An 18,415-nucleotide genomic window follows, 5' to 3' on the forward strand; every position below is an offset into this window, starting at 1 on the left:
TTGCTCATCCCGGTCTTCACTGCGGTTTCGCTCATGATCTCAGACTTCCTTTCTGTCCCGAAGCCTGCCGGAAACTGCAGCATCGCAGTCCCCGGCCATTCGGGATGCTGGCATGTTCGTTATTTGGATGATTCGTAGGATACGTTGAACTCATCGATGATTTGCTGACCGCCGCTCTTAAGCCAGTTATCCACGACCGCCTGGAATCCGGCCTCATCGATATCGCCAAGCATAAATCGATACGTGCCGTCTTTAATCATCTCCTGCAGTTGGACGCCCTTTTCGTTAAACGTCTTGGAATCCAGCGAAGCCGAAGGATCCTCAATGAGATAATCATTGTTTTCCGTGATCATTTCCTCGGATTTCGCTTTAACAGGGAGCAAGTGCTTCGGTTCATAAAAACCTTCAATCGTTAACGGCCCGCCGACCTGCATGGCTTGGTACGGCTTCACTTCACGATCGGTCAGCTTGACGTCCTCCGAAGGAACGACCTTGCCTTCCTCCAGCTTGTGGTGCTGTCCTTCCACGCCCCAATAAATCAGGTTGCCGAGCTCCGGGCTCATCAACTGATCCATGAAGGCAAGCACTCCTTTCAGCTCCTCCTCCGATTTGATGGCCGTTTTCGGAAAGAGAATCACCGAACCATAGCCGGGCACAGACCAGATCCCGAAGCCGTTCGGTCCTCCCTCGATTTTATTCTGAACATCGAGCTCCGCATCCGGATTCACTTCGACGACCTTGGGATGCAGGCTGGATACGTCCCCCATCGCTCCGATATAAACGCCCGACTTGCCGGTAATGAACAGATTTTGTTGGTCGGTTTTGCTGGTAACCGGGAAATCCTGATTGATCAGGCCTTCCTGGTGAAGCTTCTTGAAGAATTTCATCGTCTCCATATATTCGGGGAACATAAACTCGGGAGCCAGCTTGCCGTCCTTCTCGCCCCAGTTATTCGGCGTGCCGAGCCACGAGCTAATCGTTTTGAACGCGCCATAGATCAGGTCATTCCGGTCCGTGAGCGGAATGGTGTCGTCTTTGCCATTGCCGTCAGGGTCCTTCTCCTTAAACTGCTTCAACATATTATAGAATTCGTCCACATTGGTCGGAGCGCTGAGCCCAAGCTTGTCGGCCCAATCCTTGCGGTAAATGATGCCCTGGCGCGACAAAGGCACTTCACGGTACAGCGCATAGATTTTGCCGTCCACCGCCGTGTTCTTTAATACCTCGGGTTTCAGCTTGCTGAGGTTCGGGTACTGATCCAGCAATGGCCCAATTTCCCAAAATTGCCCGTTGCGGATCGCATCACGCATATTCACAAGCGAGGCAGCATTCTTCAGGTACGTCACCTGCGGCAGCGTTCCGGTTGCAAAGGATGCATTCACCTTTTCATCATAAGTGCCGTCCGGCACCCACTGAATGTCAAGCTTGGTGCCTGTTTTCTCTTCCAGCAGCTTCTCAATCATGTCGGAGGGAACTTCAGGAGTATGGAGGTTGGCCATAATCGAGATGGTTACCGGATCGCTCGCTTTCTCGCCTTGCGCTGGACTGCCATTTGAGCTGCCGGTTGCTGCAGGAGCGGAGTTGCCGCCACAGCCCGCCAACACGGATAAAGCGGTTACAATTGCCAGGATGGTACTGGCTTTCTTCTTCTTCATCTTCTGACCTCCGTTTTTAAATTTGAATATGGACTGACAAGAAACAGCTTAGATGACGGAAGCCCGGTACGTATATAATCCTGAGATTGGATATGGGGAGTTCGGTCGCGTCCAGCATGGAATGCCGTGGAATCAAATCTAATGATTATGTTGTCAATGAGATTGATCACGCATGGCACAACAAAAATACCGCTGGGGATATCCATCCCCTAGCGGTATTGCTCATGCAAATATGGTCCGGCCGTGCTTTGGTATGAAGTATTATATTCCTCGATAATTTGGCGGCCCCCCTCTTCCAGCCAACGGTCGGTCTCGGCCTCAAAGCCCTGCTCATCAATCATCCCGAGCATGAATTGATAGGTTGCATCCCGCATGCGTTCATTCAATCTGACGCCGATCTCGTTATACAGCGGAGATTCCAGCGGTGCGGTGGGATCATAGACGAGGAAGCTTTCGTTATCATAAATCAGCCGCTCGGCCTTATCCTTCACCTGATTCGTGTTAACCGGCTGCAGCATGCCCGGTATGGTGCTGAAGCCTCCGGCCATCAAAGCCTGGTAAGGCTTTACGTCCTTTTCCCTCAGCTCAAAAGCATCCACCGCCATCGCTTTGTTATCTTGAACGGTATAGTGAGTCCCTTCGATTCCCCAATACATCAGATTCGCAAGCTCGGGACGCATCAGCGCATCATAGAGGGAGAGCACACTCTTCAATTCCTCTTCCGTGGCAATGGCGGTCTTCGGAAACAAGATGACCGTTCCGTACCCCTGCGAAGCCCAAATCCTGTACCCATCGGGTCCGAGAATCCGGTTCTGAACATCCAGCACTGCCTTGGGATCATTCGCAAGCAGCCTTGACTCCAGGGACAGGACGTCCCCCATCGCGCCGATATAGACGCCGGCTTTTCCCGTTACGAACAGCTCCTGCTGGTCGGTTTTGCTGGTAATCGGGAAGTCTTCATTTATCAGTCCCTCGCTATGAAGCTTCTTGAAGAACTTCATCGTTTCCATATACTGTGGAAAGACGAACTCCGGCTGCAATGAATCGTTATACCATCCCCAATGGTTCGGTGTTCCATAATAGGAGCTGATGGTCTTGAAAGCCCCGTAGATCAAATCGTTGCGATCCGTCAAACCTATGGTGTCATCGATACCGTTGTTGTCAGGGTCCTCATATGTAAACCCTTTCAACATTTCATATAATTGATCAAGCGTTTCCGGTGCCGGCAGCCCCAGCCGATCTGCCCAGTCCTTACGGTAAATGATGCCTGAACGGGCTAAGGCTCGTTCCTGATACAGGCTGTACAGTTTACCGTCTATAGCCGTATTCTTCAAAACCTCGGGCTTCAATCTCTGCAAATTCGGATAGTCCTTAAGATAAGGGCCGATTTCCCAGAATTGCCCGCTCCGAATCTCGTCCCTGAAATAGGACAAGGATGCGGCATTCTTAAGATACAGTGCTTGCGGCAAAGTCCCCGTTGCAAGCGAAGCAAACACCTTCTCATCATAACTCCCGTCGGGCACCCACTGAATGTTGAGCTGAACACCCGTTTTTTCCTCTATCCATTTCTCGATCCGATCGGAGGGAACCTCAGCGGTGTGCAGGTTGGCCATAATCGAAATGCTGGTTTTGCGATGAGAAGACGTACTTCCGCCATCCGCTCCCGATGATCGGGCCATGCTGATACACGCAGCCGACACCATCAGGATAGCGAGCGAAAGAATGACATAGTTAGACAGACGGGTCATGAATCCGTTCTACCTCCGTTCCCCCATGTTTCTTGCGGTTCCTATGTGGTTGGGATGATTTTAACATATGTACATCTTTTTTCATGACAAGCCATGATGATCAAATACAGTGATTATTCTTTTTGAAATGATTATTGAATGTAACCCGGGTTGCCCATACAATGATTATACACTTTGTTAAACAGGAAGGTGTACCTATTGCATCCAAAAAGTAGCTTTTATTCTAAAATGGTCCTGTTCGGCTGTTTCATCAGCATCATTCCTCTTGTGGCCCTCGGCTTCTTCTCGTTCATGAAATCATCCACCTCCGTACAAAACCACGTAAACAGCAGCAATATCCAGATTATGAATCAAACAAACAGCAATCTCGAACAGGTGCTGCGGACCGTGGACTATACACTGAATTACGTCATTAATTCGAATATTCTGCAAAGCGCATTGTATCGGCCCCTGTCTTACTATGACTTCCAATTGTATAACAAACTGAGAGAAGAGATGAGTCTGCTGCAATCTCCCGAAACCAAGGTTACGGATGTCATCCTTGCGAATACAACAACCAACTGGCTGATCAATAACCGGGGCATGTACGAATTTAATGAATACGCTTCCAAGGATACGCTGCTGACACTCATGGAGCTTCAAGGGAACTCCAATTGGGTGATGCTCGAGACGGAATCCCTCGGGTCCAGCGATACGCTCAGTTATGCCTGCCCCTACACGATTGCGCTTGTGAAGAAAATGCCGCTCTCCTCCTCCAGCGCCCGGGGTGTCGCACTCGCCACCATCCCCAGCTGCAGTCTCGCGGCTATGATGGATACCCCTTCCGAACCCCGGGAGGTGATGGTTCTGGACCACAATTACCGGATCGTCGTACATCCCGAGCAAGGAAAGCTTGGGCAATATCTGACCGAGACGGGGTATGCGGAGGCGGAGCTGGACCATTTTGACAATAAATCGGGGCAGTTCGAGACGAAGATCGACAACAAGCCGGTGTCCGTTACGTACGTCCGGTCCGATTTTAACGGCTGGCTGTATGCCTCCTTTACCGAAATGTCCGCCATTACCAAGGAGTCCCGCTCCATCGGCTGGTTTACACTGTATATCTGCCTGCTGATGATCGGTTTCAGCATTCTGCTGGTATGGCTTGGAACGCGGAAGATGTACACGCCTATCCGGCACATTTTTGAAAATATCGTGGAGCGCCTGCCGGAAATTCAAGCGAATAAAAAGAGCGAGCTGCAAATCATCGACGAACATATCCGGGATATGTTCCATTCGAATACCAAGCTCCGCAGCGAGCTTCGGCAGACCAGCCAGCAGGTGCGCACCTTTTTCCTCCATAAACTGTTCCTGGGCAAGATCAGTCCGCCCGAAGTAATGGAACAGATCGAGCTGTTCGGCTTCAAGGAGCAAGTGTCCGCATGGGAACGGCTGGCGGTATTCACCCTCCAGATCGACATGCTGGACGAAACCCGCTATGAACGCAAGGATAGGGATCTGCTGCTCTTTGCCGTCAACAATATCATCGAGGAGATGATCCCCTCCTCCCATCGTCTCCCCTCCGTCATTATCGATCTCACACAGGTTACGCTCATCGGACGAGGCGGTATCACGCTGGAAGAATTCAATGACTATATCTATACGTTATCGGAGGAGATCCAGAAGACGACGCGCAGCTTTCTCGATCTGGAGGTCAGCATTGGCATCAGTTTGCCATACGAGAACCTATCCAAAACGTCACGCGCCTACCAAGAAGGGCTTGAAGCCCTTAAACACCGCATCAAGCTGGGTACCGGCGTCATTATCCCTTATTTCAGCCTGAACTCCGGCAAGCATACCCGGGTCTATTTCTACCCGATGCAGGTGGAGAACGAGCTGATTGATGCCATCAAGCTGGCTGATGAAGATCGGGCCGTAGAGCTTCTGAAGCAGTGGCTGCACGAAGTGTTTCGCAAGGATCGGACCCCGCATGATTATCAAATCTCACTCATCCGGCTGTTGAATGATCTGATGATCGTGATGCAGGAGAATGGCATTATGCTGGAGCAACTCGACATCCGGGACAGCTCTCTCGTGGAGGAGCTTCTTCGACTCTACACCAATCCCGATATCGAAAGCTGGTTTAAATCCCGGATTATCCGGCCGATGGTGAGTGTATTCCGGGATCGCCAGGACTCTCAATACCAGAATCTCTCCGAGCAGATGATCGAGATCATCCGCAATGAGTTTGACCGCAATATTACGCTCGAGGAATGTGCTTCGCGCCTCCATTACAACAATTTTTATCTAAGCAGCGTGTTCAAGAAGGAAACCAATATGTCCTTCAGCGAATACCTGTCCCAATACCGCTTCAAAATGTCCAAAAAATGGCTTGTTGAAACCGATATGCCCATTAAGGATATTGCGGAGAAGCTGAGTTACAACAATTCGCAGAACTTTATCCGGTCCTTCCGTAAGCTGGAGGGGATGACACCCGGGCAATATCGCGGCAAATACAAAACCGGACAATAAACCTTGTAAAACGGCATCAGATTACCAAAAAAGGTCACCTGTTTCCCGTACTTTTCCTAAGGGTAAGCATCTACAATTAGAAATAGTCACTTGTTGTGCTGATCTTGTTGATCATTTATGAAACTATCCCAAAAGGAGAATCTGTCAATGATACGAGAAATGCAGGCCGATATCGTCATTCTCGGCGGCGGGACCGGAGGAACAGCCGCCGCACTTGCCGCCGCTAAATCAGGAAAGACGGTCATCATGACCGAAGAGACCACTTGGATCGGGGGACAGCTAACCAGCCAGGCGGTTCCGCCCGACGAGCATCCGTGGATTGAATCCTTTGGCTGCACGCGCAGCTACCGGCAGTTCCGCGAAGGTGTCCGCCAGTACTACCGCGATTTTTTCCCCATGACGCCCAAGGCCAGATCCAATGTGCAATTGAACCCCGGCAGCGGCATCGTCAGCCGGCTGTGCCATGAGCCGCGCACGGCTCTCGCCGTGCTGCATCAAATGCTGGCCCCGTACATTCATAGCGGACGGCTTACGATCCTGTATCAGTATGCGGCGGAATCTGCCGACGTTTCAGGGGATCGCGTGAACAGCGTAACCGTTCGTCATCTTGAAACGCAGGATCAAATCGCGCTCCGCGCCCCGTTCTTCGTGGATGCCACCGAGCTCGGCGATTTGCTTCCGCTGGCGGGTATCGAGTATGTTACCGGCGCCGAGTCCAAGTCCCAGACAGGGGAGCCGCATGCCGTTGACGGCGATCCACTGCCGCAGGACATGCAGGGCTTCACGTATTGTTTTGCCGTGGATTATCTGGAGGGTGAGGACCACACCATCGAGAAGCCTGCCCTTTACGATTTTTGGCGGGAATATAAACCCGAATTCTGGCCGGATAAACTGTTAAGCCTGACCGCCGTCAAGCCGTCCACGAATGAGCCGATCGAGTATGAGATATTCCCGGGGCACGGCAAGTTCCCGCTCTATCAATACAGGCAAATCCTGGATCCCAAGCATTTCGCCGAAGGTACGTTCGAAAGCTCGGTGTCTCTAGTGAACTGGCCGCAGAACGACTACTGGCTGGGCTCCATTATCGATGTTCCGAAGGAAGAGGCTGACCATCATATCTACCAAGCCAAGCAGCTTAGCTTGTCCCTGCTGTATTGGCTGCAGACCGAGGTGCCGCGGCCGGATGGCGGGCAGGGTTACCCGGGGCTGCGCCTGCGTCCCGATGTGGTCGGAACGGAAGACGGCATGGCGATGTATCCTTACATCCGTGAGTCGAGAAGAATTCAGGCCGAGTTCACGGTGCTGGAGCAGCATGTGGCAACCGAATCGCGGCCAGACGGAGCTTCGGAAACGTTCCCTGATTCCGTCGGCATTGGCTGTTACCGGATCGATCTGCATCCGAGCACGGGCGAGCGCCCTTACATTGATATCTCGTCCCTGCCGTTCCAAATCCCGCTGGGCAGCTTAATTCCGAAACGGATGAAGAATGTGCTGGCTGCCAGCAAAAACATCGGGGTCACCCACATTACGAACGGCTGCTACCGGCTGCATCCCGTAGAGTGGAACATCGGCGAGGCCGCAGGATACTGCGTCAGCTATTGCCTGGACCATGATATTCTGCCGACGGATGTGCGCAGCGATGAAGAAAGGCTGGCCAGCTTCCAGCAAAGGCTCGTTAGCGAAGGCATCGAGCTGGCATGGCCGGCACTGCGGCCTGTATGATCATCAGCTACAATAGAAATGCCAAAAAACCAGCTCATGGGCATCGTCCTCAGGCTGGTTTTTTCTAGTTCCGTTCATAACTCCTCAGCAGTTACGAAATGGACGTTCTTAGGGAAATGACGGCTAATGCCGCAGACCGACAGCTTGTAACCTTCTTCCACCGCATACTGTTTAAAATAGTAGGTCTCTCCGTCCTCCCCAACAATAGGATCCCACTCGCCTTCTTGCAGCGCCAAAGCAAAAGAATCCAAAGGCAAATGAAGGCCTTTGCCAACGGCCTTGATATAGCTTTCCTTTAACGTCCATAAATCAAAGAAGCGGGAAAGCCGGACGGAAGGATCACAGCTTAGCAGCGAGTTAAACTCGGTTTTATGGAAATAGCGTTTAGCGATATCCATATCGATGGCCTCTATTTTCTCCACATCAATCCCAACCGGCTCGTGGCTAACGGCGCACACGATCCAATGCCCGGAATGGGAGACGTTAAAATGCAGGTTGTCATGATCCTTTAAGAATGGCTTGCCATATGCGTTCCTTACGATTTCTATATTCTTCGGATCAAGACCCAGTTTATCCCGAAGGATTCGATAGACCATGGCATCACCAAGCACTGATCGTTGGTAATCACTCGCTCTTCTGAATTTGGACACATAGTCCTGTCGATCGGGCGATAACGTATGGAACAAGACACGGAACGTCTCATCGCGAATTTGGTCCGAATTCTGAATTGCATATACTTCAATATGGCTTGGTTGGTCAGCATGAAAAGTATCCATAACTCCGTCCTTTCACTAAAACTTAGTCCCCTGTTCACTTCGATATGCACATTCAATTCCCCTGCTTGCCTTAGGCTCCCTGCCGCCATTGCAAATATAAACGGACGAACGGATCGATGGATTGACAAGGGAAAGAATTCCCGAACATAATGGATGAATATCATACAGAGTGAAAGGTAGGTATTCGATTGGACACGCAATGGATTTTGGATCAAGCGGTCGACTTGTTTAAGGAGGAGCTCGGCGACAATCTGGTCGGCATTTACTTACATGGCTCGTTAGCTATGGGCTGCTTCAACCCGGACACAAGCGATATCGATCTGCTGCTCGTCGTAGCGGACAAGCTGACCCGGGATCATATGAGACGGCTGGCCAAGAAAATCATAGCGTTCCACGATGATATGCCCAATCAGCAGGGGTTGGAACTCAGCCTTGTCCTGGAGTCCAGTCTGCAGAGGCTCGTCTATCCGCCTCCATTCGAGTTCCACTATTCCGCCTTTCATCGGGAGAAGTACTTGGCCGATGACGATTACTTATGCGGCGGATCCCTAGACGCCGACCTCGCGGCCCATTACACCGTTATCTATCATCGAGGCATTACCCTGTACGGCAAACCGGTTCAAGAGGTCTTTACATCCGTTGACCGGGAGCATTACATACAAGCCATTCTCCATGACGTGGAGGGTGCGGTACAAGACATCACTGGCTCCCCTATGTACTACACGCTAAACCTGTGCCGGGTGCTGTACTATCTGAGGGAAGGCGTGGTGTCCTCCAAAAAAGAAGGAGGCGAATGGGGGCTTCGCGCACTTCCCTCACAGTATCACCCGATGATCGAGCATGCCCTGCATCAATATACCGGCGGAGCCGGGAAACCTGCGGAATCCGCACCGGATGGTCTCATCGCGTTTGCCGGCGATATGCTGGAGCGAATCCGGAAGGCTTTATGATTGACAAGGATGCTCACCATGACTTAAATCCAAAAGGTGCTTAATACAATCACCAACAGAATAAACAATACCAGAACAATGCCTACCGAAGTTCCGTATCCGCCGCCGTAACAACATTTATCGTAGCTCATCGATATAAACCTCCTTGCGAAGTGGTATGGTACAGTTTATGTAAGCAGATGCCCTTAGACAGGGCATTTCGGCAATGATGATCAGAATGTGCATGAGTCCAAAAAAGGACGTGATTAAATTGAAGATTATACTCAAACTGTATTCGGAATATTTAATTATCCCGCGTCCTTTTCGATTATGGGTTCTGTGGGGTTGGATCATTTTATTTATAGCTGTTGGAATTAGATTTAGTTGGTTCTTCTAACTCACTTCTACTTGCTTACTGATACTGTTGATTGTTATGTACAACTCTCTGGTACATAACAAAGACCCGTTCGATAGGATCGAACGGGTCTTTAGCTTTAACGGTTAATGAATTCTGCCATCTGCAGCATTCGGGTTAATACGACTGCGCCTTCAGCCCGGGTAGAATGGGCTTCCGGTACGAACCGGTCAGAAGAACGTCCTTCCATCAACCCTGATTTGACGATGGCCGACACGGCCTCTTCGGACCAGGACGCAATGCGTTCGCGATCCTTAAATCCTTCCAATATGGAGTCCGAATCTCCTGTCTCCATATCCGTACCGGCAAGCTTCAGTGCACGGAGCAGCAGGACACTCATCTGCTCACGGGTAATCTCCTCGTTCGGACGGAACGTTCCATTGCTGAAGCCTTCGATAAGTCCATGCTCCACTGCCGTAGCAACAGCGGCTGCATACCAATCGTTTGCCTTCACATCCTGGAAGCTCGCATGATCTCCCTCATCCTTCAATCCTAGCGCACGGACGAGCATCGCCGTGAATTGCGCTCTCGTGATCGTCTCGTTTGGACCAAAATGCGTATCGCTTAATCCCTCGATCAATTGTTTCGAGGCCAGCAGCGAAATGTCCTCGCGGGCCCAATGGCTGCTTAAATCCTCAAATGTCTTCTCTTGGGAAACAACGGAGTAAACGCCGCTTTCCCTCCACTTAAACTCCGCTTGGGATTTGCCGTTCGACGTGCGAATGAGCGCCGGTACGAAGACCAGCTTGCCGGATGCCGGATCCATCCGCAGCACCGTCGTTTGGGATGGACTGACGACACTGGATAGTCCCTTGGTAAACTTAGCATAAGGTCCCTTAAGCGCCGGCAACGCAGTTAACGTATCTCCCTGTTTCCAAGCCAAGTTTATGGAAAGTGATGCATCCAGTACGGAGGCTCCGGCCTCCAACGCTGCCTTCACCCGATCCTCTTCTTCTTTCGAAGCTAAACCGATGCGAATTTGCAGACTTTCCGCCGTCCCCCGCTGTTGCATAGCTTCCGTTAGCGACTGCAGCTGAATTTCCAATCGGCCTTGGGAGGATTCCAACACGATGGAGCCCCCCGGCAGGTCCTTCACAGCAGCGCTCAACCCCTGAACCGGCAAGTGAAGAACAACGGAATCCGAAGCGTCGGTCACCGAATACGTAAGCACGCGTGATGCCGCGGGCAGCTTGCTGAGCCGTTCCACGTCCCCGAGCATGCCTTTCTCACTCGCATCCGCTACGATGACCGTCCCACCGCCCGGTGCTGTCTCTTTCTTGATGCTCAAGCGCTCGGGCTCCGATGGCTTAGGAGGTGGTGGTGTCGATCCTCCACCGGGTGAACCGGAACCGCCACCCGGAGAACCTGGATCGGATCCGCCGTCTCCCGTAGAGGTCCGGATTACCTCGAACGTTTTGCTGTTCGTTTTGAATTCGTCAACGAACACGTCCACGGTAATCGAATTGACGCCCGTTTGCAGAGGCACATTAGCTGTAAATTCACCTTTCGCCGACAGGGTCGCATCGGCACCGTTCACCTTCACGGCCGCTTGGCCGGGTCCGAGAACTTCCACCAGCCCTTGCAGCGCAAGCTGGCTGTCGCGCGTCTCTTTGCCCTCGTCATCCATCAGCCCGCTTAATACGGCTGAGCGAACCTGATCCCCGGTATTGTAGGCATTGGCCACAAGCTGACGCAGCGTTCTCGTGCCTGACGGGTCCAGGGTGGAAATGACAAAGCCTCCCTGCGGAATAACGCTGTTATTCTCTTCCGGCGCTCCCCAGCTCCAATTGATCGCTTGGTTCCGGTTGACCACCCGGGTCACGTGGCCCGTGTTGTCAACCACCACTTCAACCCCAAAGCGATTCGTGCCCGTGGAGTATCCGAAGGCTTCCGTCATCACATTAACGTTGCCCTCAATCCGGTTGATATTATAGAAATTGCCTTCCAGGAACGAATCCGGACTTCCCGGCAAGCTCATGCCGAGCTGGTAATCCTTCACCCACTCCTTATCTTGGAGAGCAGCCGCCGCGATCGGCCAGTTGACCTGGGATGCGTCAAACAGCATCAATCCGTTCGTGGACTTCAGCCCCGCCTGGAACACTTCGCGCTGGACGGCCGGCGCCTGCACGTTGTTCATGGCAATGCCTGCATACAGCGGAATTTCCCCGTTCGTTACGATATTGCCAAGCGTAATGTATTTCTGGATTTCCTGACTGGTCGTTTGATAAGCCCCGATCATCAGAAAATCCAAATACTCGATGTATCCGGTTTGGTAATATTCCTCCGTATACACCGACTCGTCCGGCATGCCGAGTGCGGGATTGAACCGGAAGTTCTTGCTGCCCCAGTTGACGCCGTTTAGATAATACGTCTCATACCAGGATCCTACATAAGAGGATACCTCGATCTTTCTGCCTTCTGAGACTTCATAGGAATCCACCAGCGCCTTCACTTCGCCGAAGAAGCTCTGAATCGTGCCCGAGCGGAATTCCCACCAGTCCTGAATCAGCGGGCCGTATACCCTTACATTGTTTTCATAGGAGAAGATATCGTTTGGCCAATTGACAAGCTGCTTGCCCCGGGCCTGCAAAAACTGCTCGAATTTCACGCGGGTTTCGTCGCTGAAATCGGCCCCTTCGTTGTCATACCGGCTTCGGTCATGGACAACCCCGTCCACGTCGTAGTTCTTGATGATTTCCTCGAACGTTCTAAGCTGGTAATCGCGGACCTCGTCATTGGACGGATTGACAAAGGCAACCAGGCCCTGCTTTTTGCTTTCGCGCAGACGCTTGATCTCGCCGTTGTTTTCAGGGAAATACACGCGTTCTTCCCAGTCGAGGTGGTCGTTCAGAACCGCATACTCGTTATGGGCGATCGATCCTTCGGCAAACACGTTGATCGCCGCATGGATCTCTAATCCCAGGGCATGGCCATGGTCAATGAACTCCTGCAGCAGATCCAGATCCGGACTTGCCCCCGCCTTTTCGGGTGCCTTGATCTCGCTGACGTAAGGTCTGCCCGTCAAATCGTTCTTTTTGTACGAAACATAGCCTTCAACGCCCTTCACGTCAAACGCGACCGACGTCACGCCCGTTTCCTTGGCTTTTTGCAGAAATGCCAAAACATCCTCGCTGGTTTTGAACTTTCTCGCATTGGATGCCTGGTCCACCCAGAGAATGACTTCTTTTTCCGGAGAAAAACCAGGTCTGGCAAACACGGCCAAATGACGCACATCCTGCTCGATGTCATTCTTCATCACTTTCACTTCGATATAGTTGGTGCCGTTCGTTAACGTATAATTATGAGTGAAGGTGCCATCCGCTTCAAACGGAATCTCGTTCCCGTTCACCAGCAGCTTGATCGCCGCAACATCGTCTATGTTGTCGATGCGCCCCGTGATGGCGGTGCTGCCTTCCGTTACGGTGTACATCGTCTGGTTATCCAGCGTGAGCCGTGCAATGAGGCCGTTGCCGCTCATGATGTCGCGTACCTGAACCACTTCCCCGTTCTTGCGCAGCTTGATCATGTCGCCGACCTTAAAGTTCTCGGCCAAATACCGCTTGATGTTGTTGCCTGCATAGCTGTTGTCCTGTGCCATCAGCACATAACCGCCTTCGGGAATTTCAAGATCGGTCGGTCCGGTCCAAACCGGGGGCTTGCCGTTGATCGAAGGATTGACCACCAGCAATACGCGGTTGTTGGCATCCACCTGCACGGCCACATTGGTCTGGGGAATCGTGATGGAGCTGCCGTAATCTCTCGTAAATACCGCCACGATGTTCGGCACGCCCGTGACATCCTTATCGACGTAATCCAGCTTCTTGCGCGGACCTTCGATGTCGATCGTAATATCCTTCGGAGCCGCCTCGACTTCAATATAATCCTGGTTCTCGATCGGTTCGTACACGATGTTCAGCGTTTGAACGGCCAATTCGCCGTCTCCCTTAAACAGCTTTACCTCAGCTGCGTTCGGGCCCGGCTCCAAATACACATTTGTGCGGAACACCCCATCCGCCGTAAGCGCCGTTTCATCGCCATTGACGGTCACGCTTAAATCCAGGTCCTCGGCATAGTTCGCCACAAAACCCGCAATCTCAATCACCGGGATATCCACGGTCGCATCGTTTGGCGTAAGCAGATGCAGCTCCGGCGGCAGCGGATCCGGCCCAGGCCCCGGCAGATCCGGCAGGTAATCGGCTGCCTTCACTTCGACGCCCGCGCGCATCAGCTTCACCGAATCTCCTGTTTTGTTTTGATTAAAGAGAGGCTTTTGAAAAGCGGATTGCTCCCACGGAAACGTGCCGCCTGCCACGACGACATAACCGCCGGCCGGAATCGGCAGCAGCGTGCCCGGATCCCAGGCCGTCGGAGGATCGGCGTCCGGTCCGAGAATGTCCAGTACTTGACCGCCGGCATCCACCGAGACCGCCACATGAAGCGTGGGAACCCATACCTCATCGGTGTACACGGAGCCCGTAACCGAAGCGCCGCTCGTGTACAGCGCCAAGTAGTCATTTTTGCTCTCCAGGGCGTCGCCTGCCACGTTGATATCCGTGAATTCCAGACTGTCTCCGTCTTGGGAGACCAGCGTAACCGGGTCGGGAACCGCGCTTTGAGCCGGGGCAATTTCGTTATCCGCGAACGCGGAGGAACCAATCGGCACGATGAGCGATACGATCAGCGACAAACTGAGGAGCAGCGCGATCCGCCTGCGAAATAAACGATACATCAAGGAATACCACCCTTCTTTTATTCAGAATGAACGATCACGTGAATATAAATTCAACAGTCACCCCCTTTACGAATTTTGAAAAAGCAGCTGCTTGCGCAGACTGCTTTTTCGTTTAGGTCATTTACTTCGTGGATTGGAACCATTCATTTGCTGCGGTCACCATATCGGCTCCACCTTCGGCTCTCCATTGAGCCAGGAATTGATCGTAAGCATCAATCGGCTTCGCTCCGGAAATGAATTGCAGCACATTGTCATCGAGCAAGGTCGTCAATTTCAGCAGGTTTTTGGATACAGCTTCAATTGGCGGTGCGGTGGACATCGGATCCACTACGATAATGCCCTCGGCATTTTTCTGGAAGGCTTCGAAATGCGCTTGCAAAATCGGATCCTTACGCACGCGTGCCTGCCAGTAGATCGGGTACTTCTCTTCGTCTACCCCTGTCAGGAAGCTGCTTGCATTGTTCAATTCATCATTAAAGATCGGCAGAATTGGATAGTACTTTCCGTCCTTCACTTCATGATGGACGCCCTCTTTACCCAGCGCGATGCCTTTAAATGTCTCCGGCTCCAGCTTCGCGTTCAGGAATTCCATGGCGGTTTCCTTATTCTTTGAGGATTTCAGAATGGCAACATACCAAGTGGTATTCGCTTTTGCCCCGACCACGGCTTTGCCGTCCTTGCCTTTCAGATAAGGAATGATGGACGTTTTGGCTTCCGGGAAGTTTTTCTCCAGCGCAGCAATCGTCGTGCCAGCATTCCACCATGCTAACTTATACATGGCCGCATTGCCGCCCGAGAATTTCTCGATGGACTTCTGGGCAGTATTGATCGGTGTTTCGGTGTCCAGTAGGCCTTCTTTATACAGTTTGTTCATAAAGGTAATGTATTCTTTCATCTCCGGCTGCTCGGCACGATGCACCAGCTTGCCGTCAACCTCTTTCCAATCCGTCAAAATGCCGAATGTCGTGGCGATATCACCGTACAGGGAATCCTTGCTCATGGTGAGCGGAATTACCTTTTTCTTCTCTTTGATCGTTTTAAGCACATTGTAAAGCTCATCGGCAGTGGTCGGCATGGACAGTCCCAATTCGTCCATCCAATCCTGTCTGACTACCAATTCCTCCCCAATGCTTACGCCAGCCCCAGTTTCAGGAATGCCGTAAATCTTCCCGTCGATGGTGGCACTGCCGAAGGATTCCTGCTTGATGGATTGCTTAATATAGTTGCCGTGGGATTCCAAAAGCTCATCGATCGGCTCGAGCGCTCCCGCAGAGGCCAGATTGTAGAACTGGGCTGCATTCAATTTCACCAAATCATAGTTATCTTTGCTGGATACGAGCAGGTTCAGCTTCTCATCCGCGTTCTCAGCCGGCAGCAGTTCGTATTCCACATTGAATCCGGTTCTTTCCTGGATGTACTTGGCCACATATTCAGTCTTCGGATCAAACAATCCATATTGCATGATCATGCGCAGACCCGGTTTTTCGGCCGTTGTGTCTTTGTTCCCCTCATCTTTCGGGGTGCTTGCCGGTGTGTCCGATGGTTGAGCCGCCGGCGTGTCCGTCGTGCCGCCTCCCCCGCCGCCGCATCCGGACAGTGCCAGCGTGAATCCGAGAATCCCGGCCAGTACCGCGGATTTTTTAATCTTGATCATGGATAACCCTCCTTGTGATTGAGAAATTCAATGAATTCTGCCATCTGAGCAATACGAAGCGCATCACCACCTTTATAAAGTAAGGCCGGATGACCCTATCCTTTAACCGAACCTACCAGCACGCCTTTGACAAAATACTTTTGCAGGAATGGATACACCAGCAAAATCGGGATCGTTGCCAGCAGGATCGAGGAAGCTTGAATGGACTGCGGCGTTGCGTTAATCGCGGCGTCGACATTATCCTTCAGGAAGTCCCCGCTGGACGAAACCAGCAGTTCCTTCAGGTACAGCTGCATCGGTTTGATTGCCGGATCGGTAATGTAGATCATCGCCGCAAAATAGTCATTCCAGAAAGCGACTGCAAAGAATAATCCAATCGTTGCCATGACGGGAAGCGAGAGCGGCACAATGACCGAGACCAGGATGCGGATATTCCCCGCGCCGTCCAGCTTGGCGGACTCCTCCAGCTCATCCGGAAGCCCCTCGAAATAGTTTTTAATGATGAGCATGTTGTACACGTTCACCATTGCCGGCAGGAATAACACCGGGAAGGAGTTCACCAGATTCAAATTCTGCATGAGCAGGTAAGTCGGAATCAATCCGCCGCTAAAGAGCATCGTGAATACGAAAATCAACAGCAGCCCTTTTCGTCCCCGCAGCCGATATTTGGACAACGGATAAGCCGTCAGCGTGGTTAGAAACAAACTGCAAGCTGTTCCGATGATCGTCAGAAAAATGGATACCTTGAGCGAATTCAAGAACATGGAATCCTGCAGCACATACTTGTACGTTTCGAATTGAACCCCGACCGGGAGCAGTCCAACCTGGCCCGATATGACGGCTCCCTCGCTGCTCAAGGATTTCGCGATCAGGTTCATGAAAGGAAGCAGGGTCGTTAAACCCATCAAGATGAAAAAAGCATAATTGAATACCGAGAAGCATTTTTCCGAAAACGATGTTTGGATGACACCTCGGGTGGTGTTTGTTCCTTCCAAAGCTTTTTTGTGATCCATTTGCGCCACCCTTTCTTTACCAGATTCCGCGCTGTAAGTATTTTCTGCTCATGGCATTGCCCATGATGACCAATGTGAAGGATATTACGGCTTCGAACAAACCAACCGCGGTCGAGAAGCTGTAATCCTGGTTCCCGAGACCCTGCCGGTATACATAGGTTCCGATGACATCCGACACCTGGTACACGACCGGATTGTACATGACGAGAATCTGTTCCGTTCCCGCTTCCAGCACGTTTCCGAGACGCAGGATGAACATCAGGACAATAATCGGGGCGATCCCCGGGAGCGTTATGTGCCACAGCTGCTTCCATCGTCCGGCCCCGTCGATCTTCGCCGCTTCATACAGCATCGGGTCGATCATTGTAAACGCTGCCAAATACACGATCGTGCTCCAGCCCGTTTCCTTCCAGCCTGCCGAGGTGATCAGCACGCCTCGGAACACGCTGTTATCCAGGAAAAACGCAATCTGCTCCATGCCCAGGGATACCAAAACTTTATTGACGATTCCTCCGTTCGTTGAGAGGATATCGATAAACAATCCGCCAACAATTACCCAGGACAGGAAATGCGGCAAATAGATGACGGTTTGCACCGTGCGTTTAAATACCATATTCCTCAGCTCATTGAGCATCAGGGCGATAATGATGGGGAGCGGAAACAAGATCACGATTTTCAGGAAGCTGATGATGACCGTATTTTTGAATACCTGAGCAAAATCCGGTGACGTGAACAGCTTCTCAAAGTGCTTCCATCCCACCCACGGGCTGTCGGCAAATCCGGTGAAGATGTTGAAATCCTTAAATGCGATCGTAATGCCGTACATCGGCGTGTATTTGAACAGTAAAATGAACAAGATGCCCGGTACGAGCAGCAGATAAAGATCCCACTCTTTCCATATGTCCGACCCTAAGCGGCCCCAGTAACCTCGTTTTTTCTTCATCTCTCTATACGGTGCCGGCGATGGTTCTATCGTGGGTTTCATCGACTCGTCTCCCCCTTTCTATTGATTCAATCTCCTTGGTTACTACAAATTGTAATTCCCGGAGGAGGGACTGAGTAGGCGAGGATCATTACTATTTATGGTAATATGATGTTGTGTTGAGGCTTGGACGTCAGTAAATGTGCCATGAGGTTGCGGTGGGTGTTTCATGCGATGTTAACTTGTGAGGATCGGCCACCGTTGCCAACCGAAATTCATAACTGAAATTCAAACCCTTTGCTTTCAAAACTCCTAGGACCATTTGCACCTTTTGAACC

General features: G+C 51.6%; 11 protein-coding genes. 3 read left to right on the top strand and 8 right to left on the bottom strand.

Annotated features, from left to right (window positions below):
• Positions 1-119 precede the first annotated feature (119 nt).
• Together ACETK5_RS19555 and ACETK5_RS19560 are read right to left on the bottom strand one after the other, a co-directional pair.
• Complete coding sequence (locus ACETK5_RS19555) at positions 120-1,655, bottom strand: extracellular solute-binding protein (protein WP_394057214.1); 1,536 nt, start codon at positions 1,653-1,655, stop codon at positions 120-122.
• Between the two features lie 209 nt (positions 1,656-1,864).
• The gene (locus tag ACETK5_RS19560; RefSeq protein WP_394057216.1) at positions 1,865-3,403 is read right to left on the bottom strand and encodes an extracellular solute-binding protein; all 1,539 of its coding nucleotides are present in this window, start codon (positions 3,401-3,403) and stop codon (positions 1,865-1,867) included.
• Between the two features lie 198 nt (positions 3,404-3,601).
• Here ACETK5_RS19560 and ACETK5_RS19565 point away from each other — a divergent pair, with 198 nt between their 5' ends.
• Both ACETK5_RS19565 and ACETK5_RS19570 read left to right on the top strand, forming a co-directional pair.
• Positions 3,602-5,914, top strand: coding sequence for a helix-turn-helix domain-containing protein (locus tag ACETK5_RS19565; protein ID WP_394057218.1), 2,313 nt, complete (start codon positions 3,602-3,604; stop codon positions 5,912-5,914).
• Between the two features lie 147 nt (positions 5,915-6,061).
• Positions 6,062-7,636, top strand: coding sequence for an FAD-dependent oxidoreductase (locus ACETK5_RS19570; RefSeq protein ID WP_127596279.1), 1,575 nt, complete (start codon positions 6,062-6,064; stop codon positions 7,634-7,636).
• A 74-nt stretch (positions 7,637-7,710) separates the two neighbouring features.
• Here ACETK5_RS19570 and ACETK5_RS19575 read toward each other — a convergent pair whose 3' ends face one another.
• Complete coding sequence (locus tag ACETK5_RS19575) at positions 7,711-8,412, bottom strand: 4'-phosphopantetheinyl transferase family protein (protein WP_100535839.1); 702 nt, start codon at positions 8,410-8,412, stop codon at positions 7,711-7,713.
• A gap of 188 nt (positions 8,413-8,600) precedes the next feature.
• Here ACETK5_RS19575 and ACETK5_RS19580 point away from each other — a divergent pair, with 188 nt between their 5' ends.
• Positions 8,601-9,362, top strand: a complete 762-nt coding sequence (locus ACETK5_RS19580) for an aminoglycoside adenylyltransferase domain-containing protein (protein ID WP_100535838.1) — start codon at positions 8,601-8,603, stop codon at positions 9,360-9,362.
• A 23-nt stretch (positions 9,363-9,385) separates the two neighbouring features.
• Here ACETK5_RS19580 and ACETK5_RS19585 read toward each other — a convergent pair whose 3' ends face one another.
• The 5 genes from ACETK5_RS19585 to ACETK5_RS19605 all read right to left on the bottom strand — a co-directional run bounded on the left by ACETK5_RS19585 (position 9,386) and on the right by ACETK5_RS19605 (position 18,140).
• Complete coding sequence (locus tag ACETK5_RS19585) at positions 9,386-9,493, bottom strand: hypothetical protein (RefSeq protein WP_015734120.1); 108 nt, start codon at positions 9,491-9,493, stop codon at positions 9,386-9,388.
• A gap of 342 nt (positions 9,494-9,835) precedes the next feature.
• Complete coding sequence (locus tag ACETK5_RS19590; RefSeq protein WP_394057221.1) at positions 9,836-14,485, bottom strand: S-layer homology domain-containing protein; 4,650 nt, start codon at positions 14,483-14,485, stop codon at positions 9,836-9,838.
• Positions 14,486-14,609: 124 nt separating this feature from the next.
• Positions 14,610-16,142, bottom strand: a complete 1,533-nt coding sequence (locus ACETK5_RS19595) for an extracellular solute-binding protein (protein ID WP_394057223.1) — start codon at positions 16,140-16,142, stop codon at positions 14,610-14,612.
• A 95-nt stretch (positions 16,143-16,237) separates the two neighbouring features.
• Positions 16,238-17,155: a carbohydrate ABC transporter permease gene (locus ACETK5_RS19600; protein WP_076320516.1), complete on the bottom strand. Its 918-nt coding sequence runs from the start codon at positions 17,153-17,155 to the stop codon at positions 16,238-16,240.
• A gap of 16 nt (positions 17,156-17,171) precedes the next feature.
• Positions 17,172-18,140, bottom strand: coding sequence for an ABC transporter permease (locus tag ACETK5_RS19605; protein ID WP_071222838.1), 969 nt, complete (start codon positions 18,138-18,140; stop codon positions 17,172-17,174).
• Positions 18,141-18,415 lie beyond the last annotated feature (275 nt).

This window comes from Paenibacillus ilasis, assembly GCF_043195395.1.
Taxonomy (GTDB): domain Bacteria; phylum Bacillota; class Bacilli; order Paenibacillales; family Paenibacillaceae; genus Paenibacillus_AQ; species Paenibacillus_AQ lautus.

What these genes read in the sequence shown, in the direction of transcription:
- ACETK5_RS19555 (WP_394057214.1), bottom strand. Translation starts at nt 1,655, where the DNA reads ATGAAGAAGAAGAAAGCCAGTACCATCCTGGCAATTGTAACCGCTTTA.
- ACETK5_RS19560 (WP_394057216.1), bottom strand. Translation starts at nt 3,403, where the DNA reads ATGACCCGTCTGTCTAACTATGTCATTCTTTCGCTCGCTATCCTGATG.
- ACETK5_RS19570 (WP_127596279.1), top strand. Translation starts at nt 6,062, where the DNA reads ATGATACGAGAAATGCAGGCCGATATCGTCATTCTCGGCGGCGGGACC.
- ACETK5_RS19575 (WP_100535839.1), bottom strand. Translation starts at nt 8,412, where the DNA reads ATGGATACTTTTCATGCTGACCAACCAAGCCATATTGAAGTATATGCA.
- ACETK5_RS19585 (WP_015734120.1), bottom strand. Translation starts at nt 9,493, where the DNA reads ATGAGCTACGATAAATGTTGTTACGGCGGCGGATACGGAACTTCGGTA.
- ACETK5_RS19590 (WP_394057221.1), bottom strand. Translation starts at nt 14,485, where the DNA reads ATGTATCGTTTATTTCGCAGGCGGATCGCGCTGCTCCTCAGTTTGTCG.
- ACETK5_RS19595 (WP_394057223.1), bottom strand. Translation starts at nt 16,142, where the DNA reads ATGATCAAGATTAAAAAATCCGCGGTACTGGCCGGGATTCTCGGATTC.
- ACETK5_RS19600 (WP_076320516.1), bottom strand. Translation starts at nt 17,155, where the DNA reads ATGGATCACAAAAAAGCTTTGGAAGGAACAAACACCACCCGAGGTGTC.
- ACETK5_RS19605 (WP_071222838.1), bottom strand. Translation starts at nt 18,140, where the DNA reads ATGAAACCCACGATAGAACCATCGCCGGCACCGTATAGAGAGATGAAG.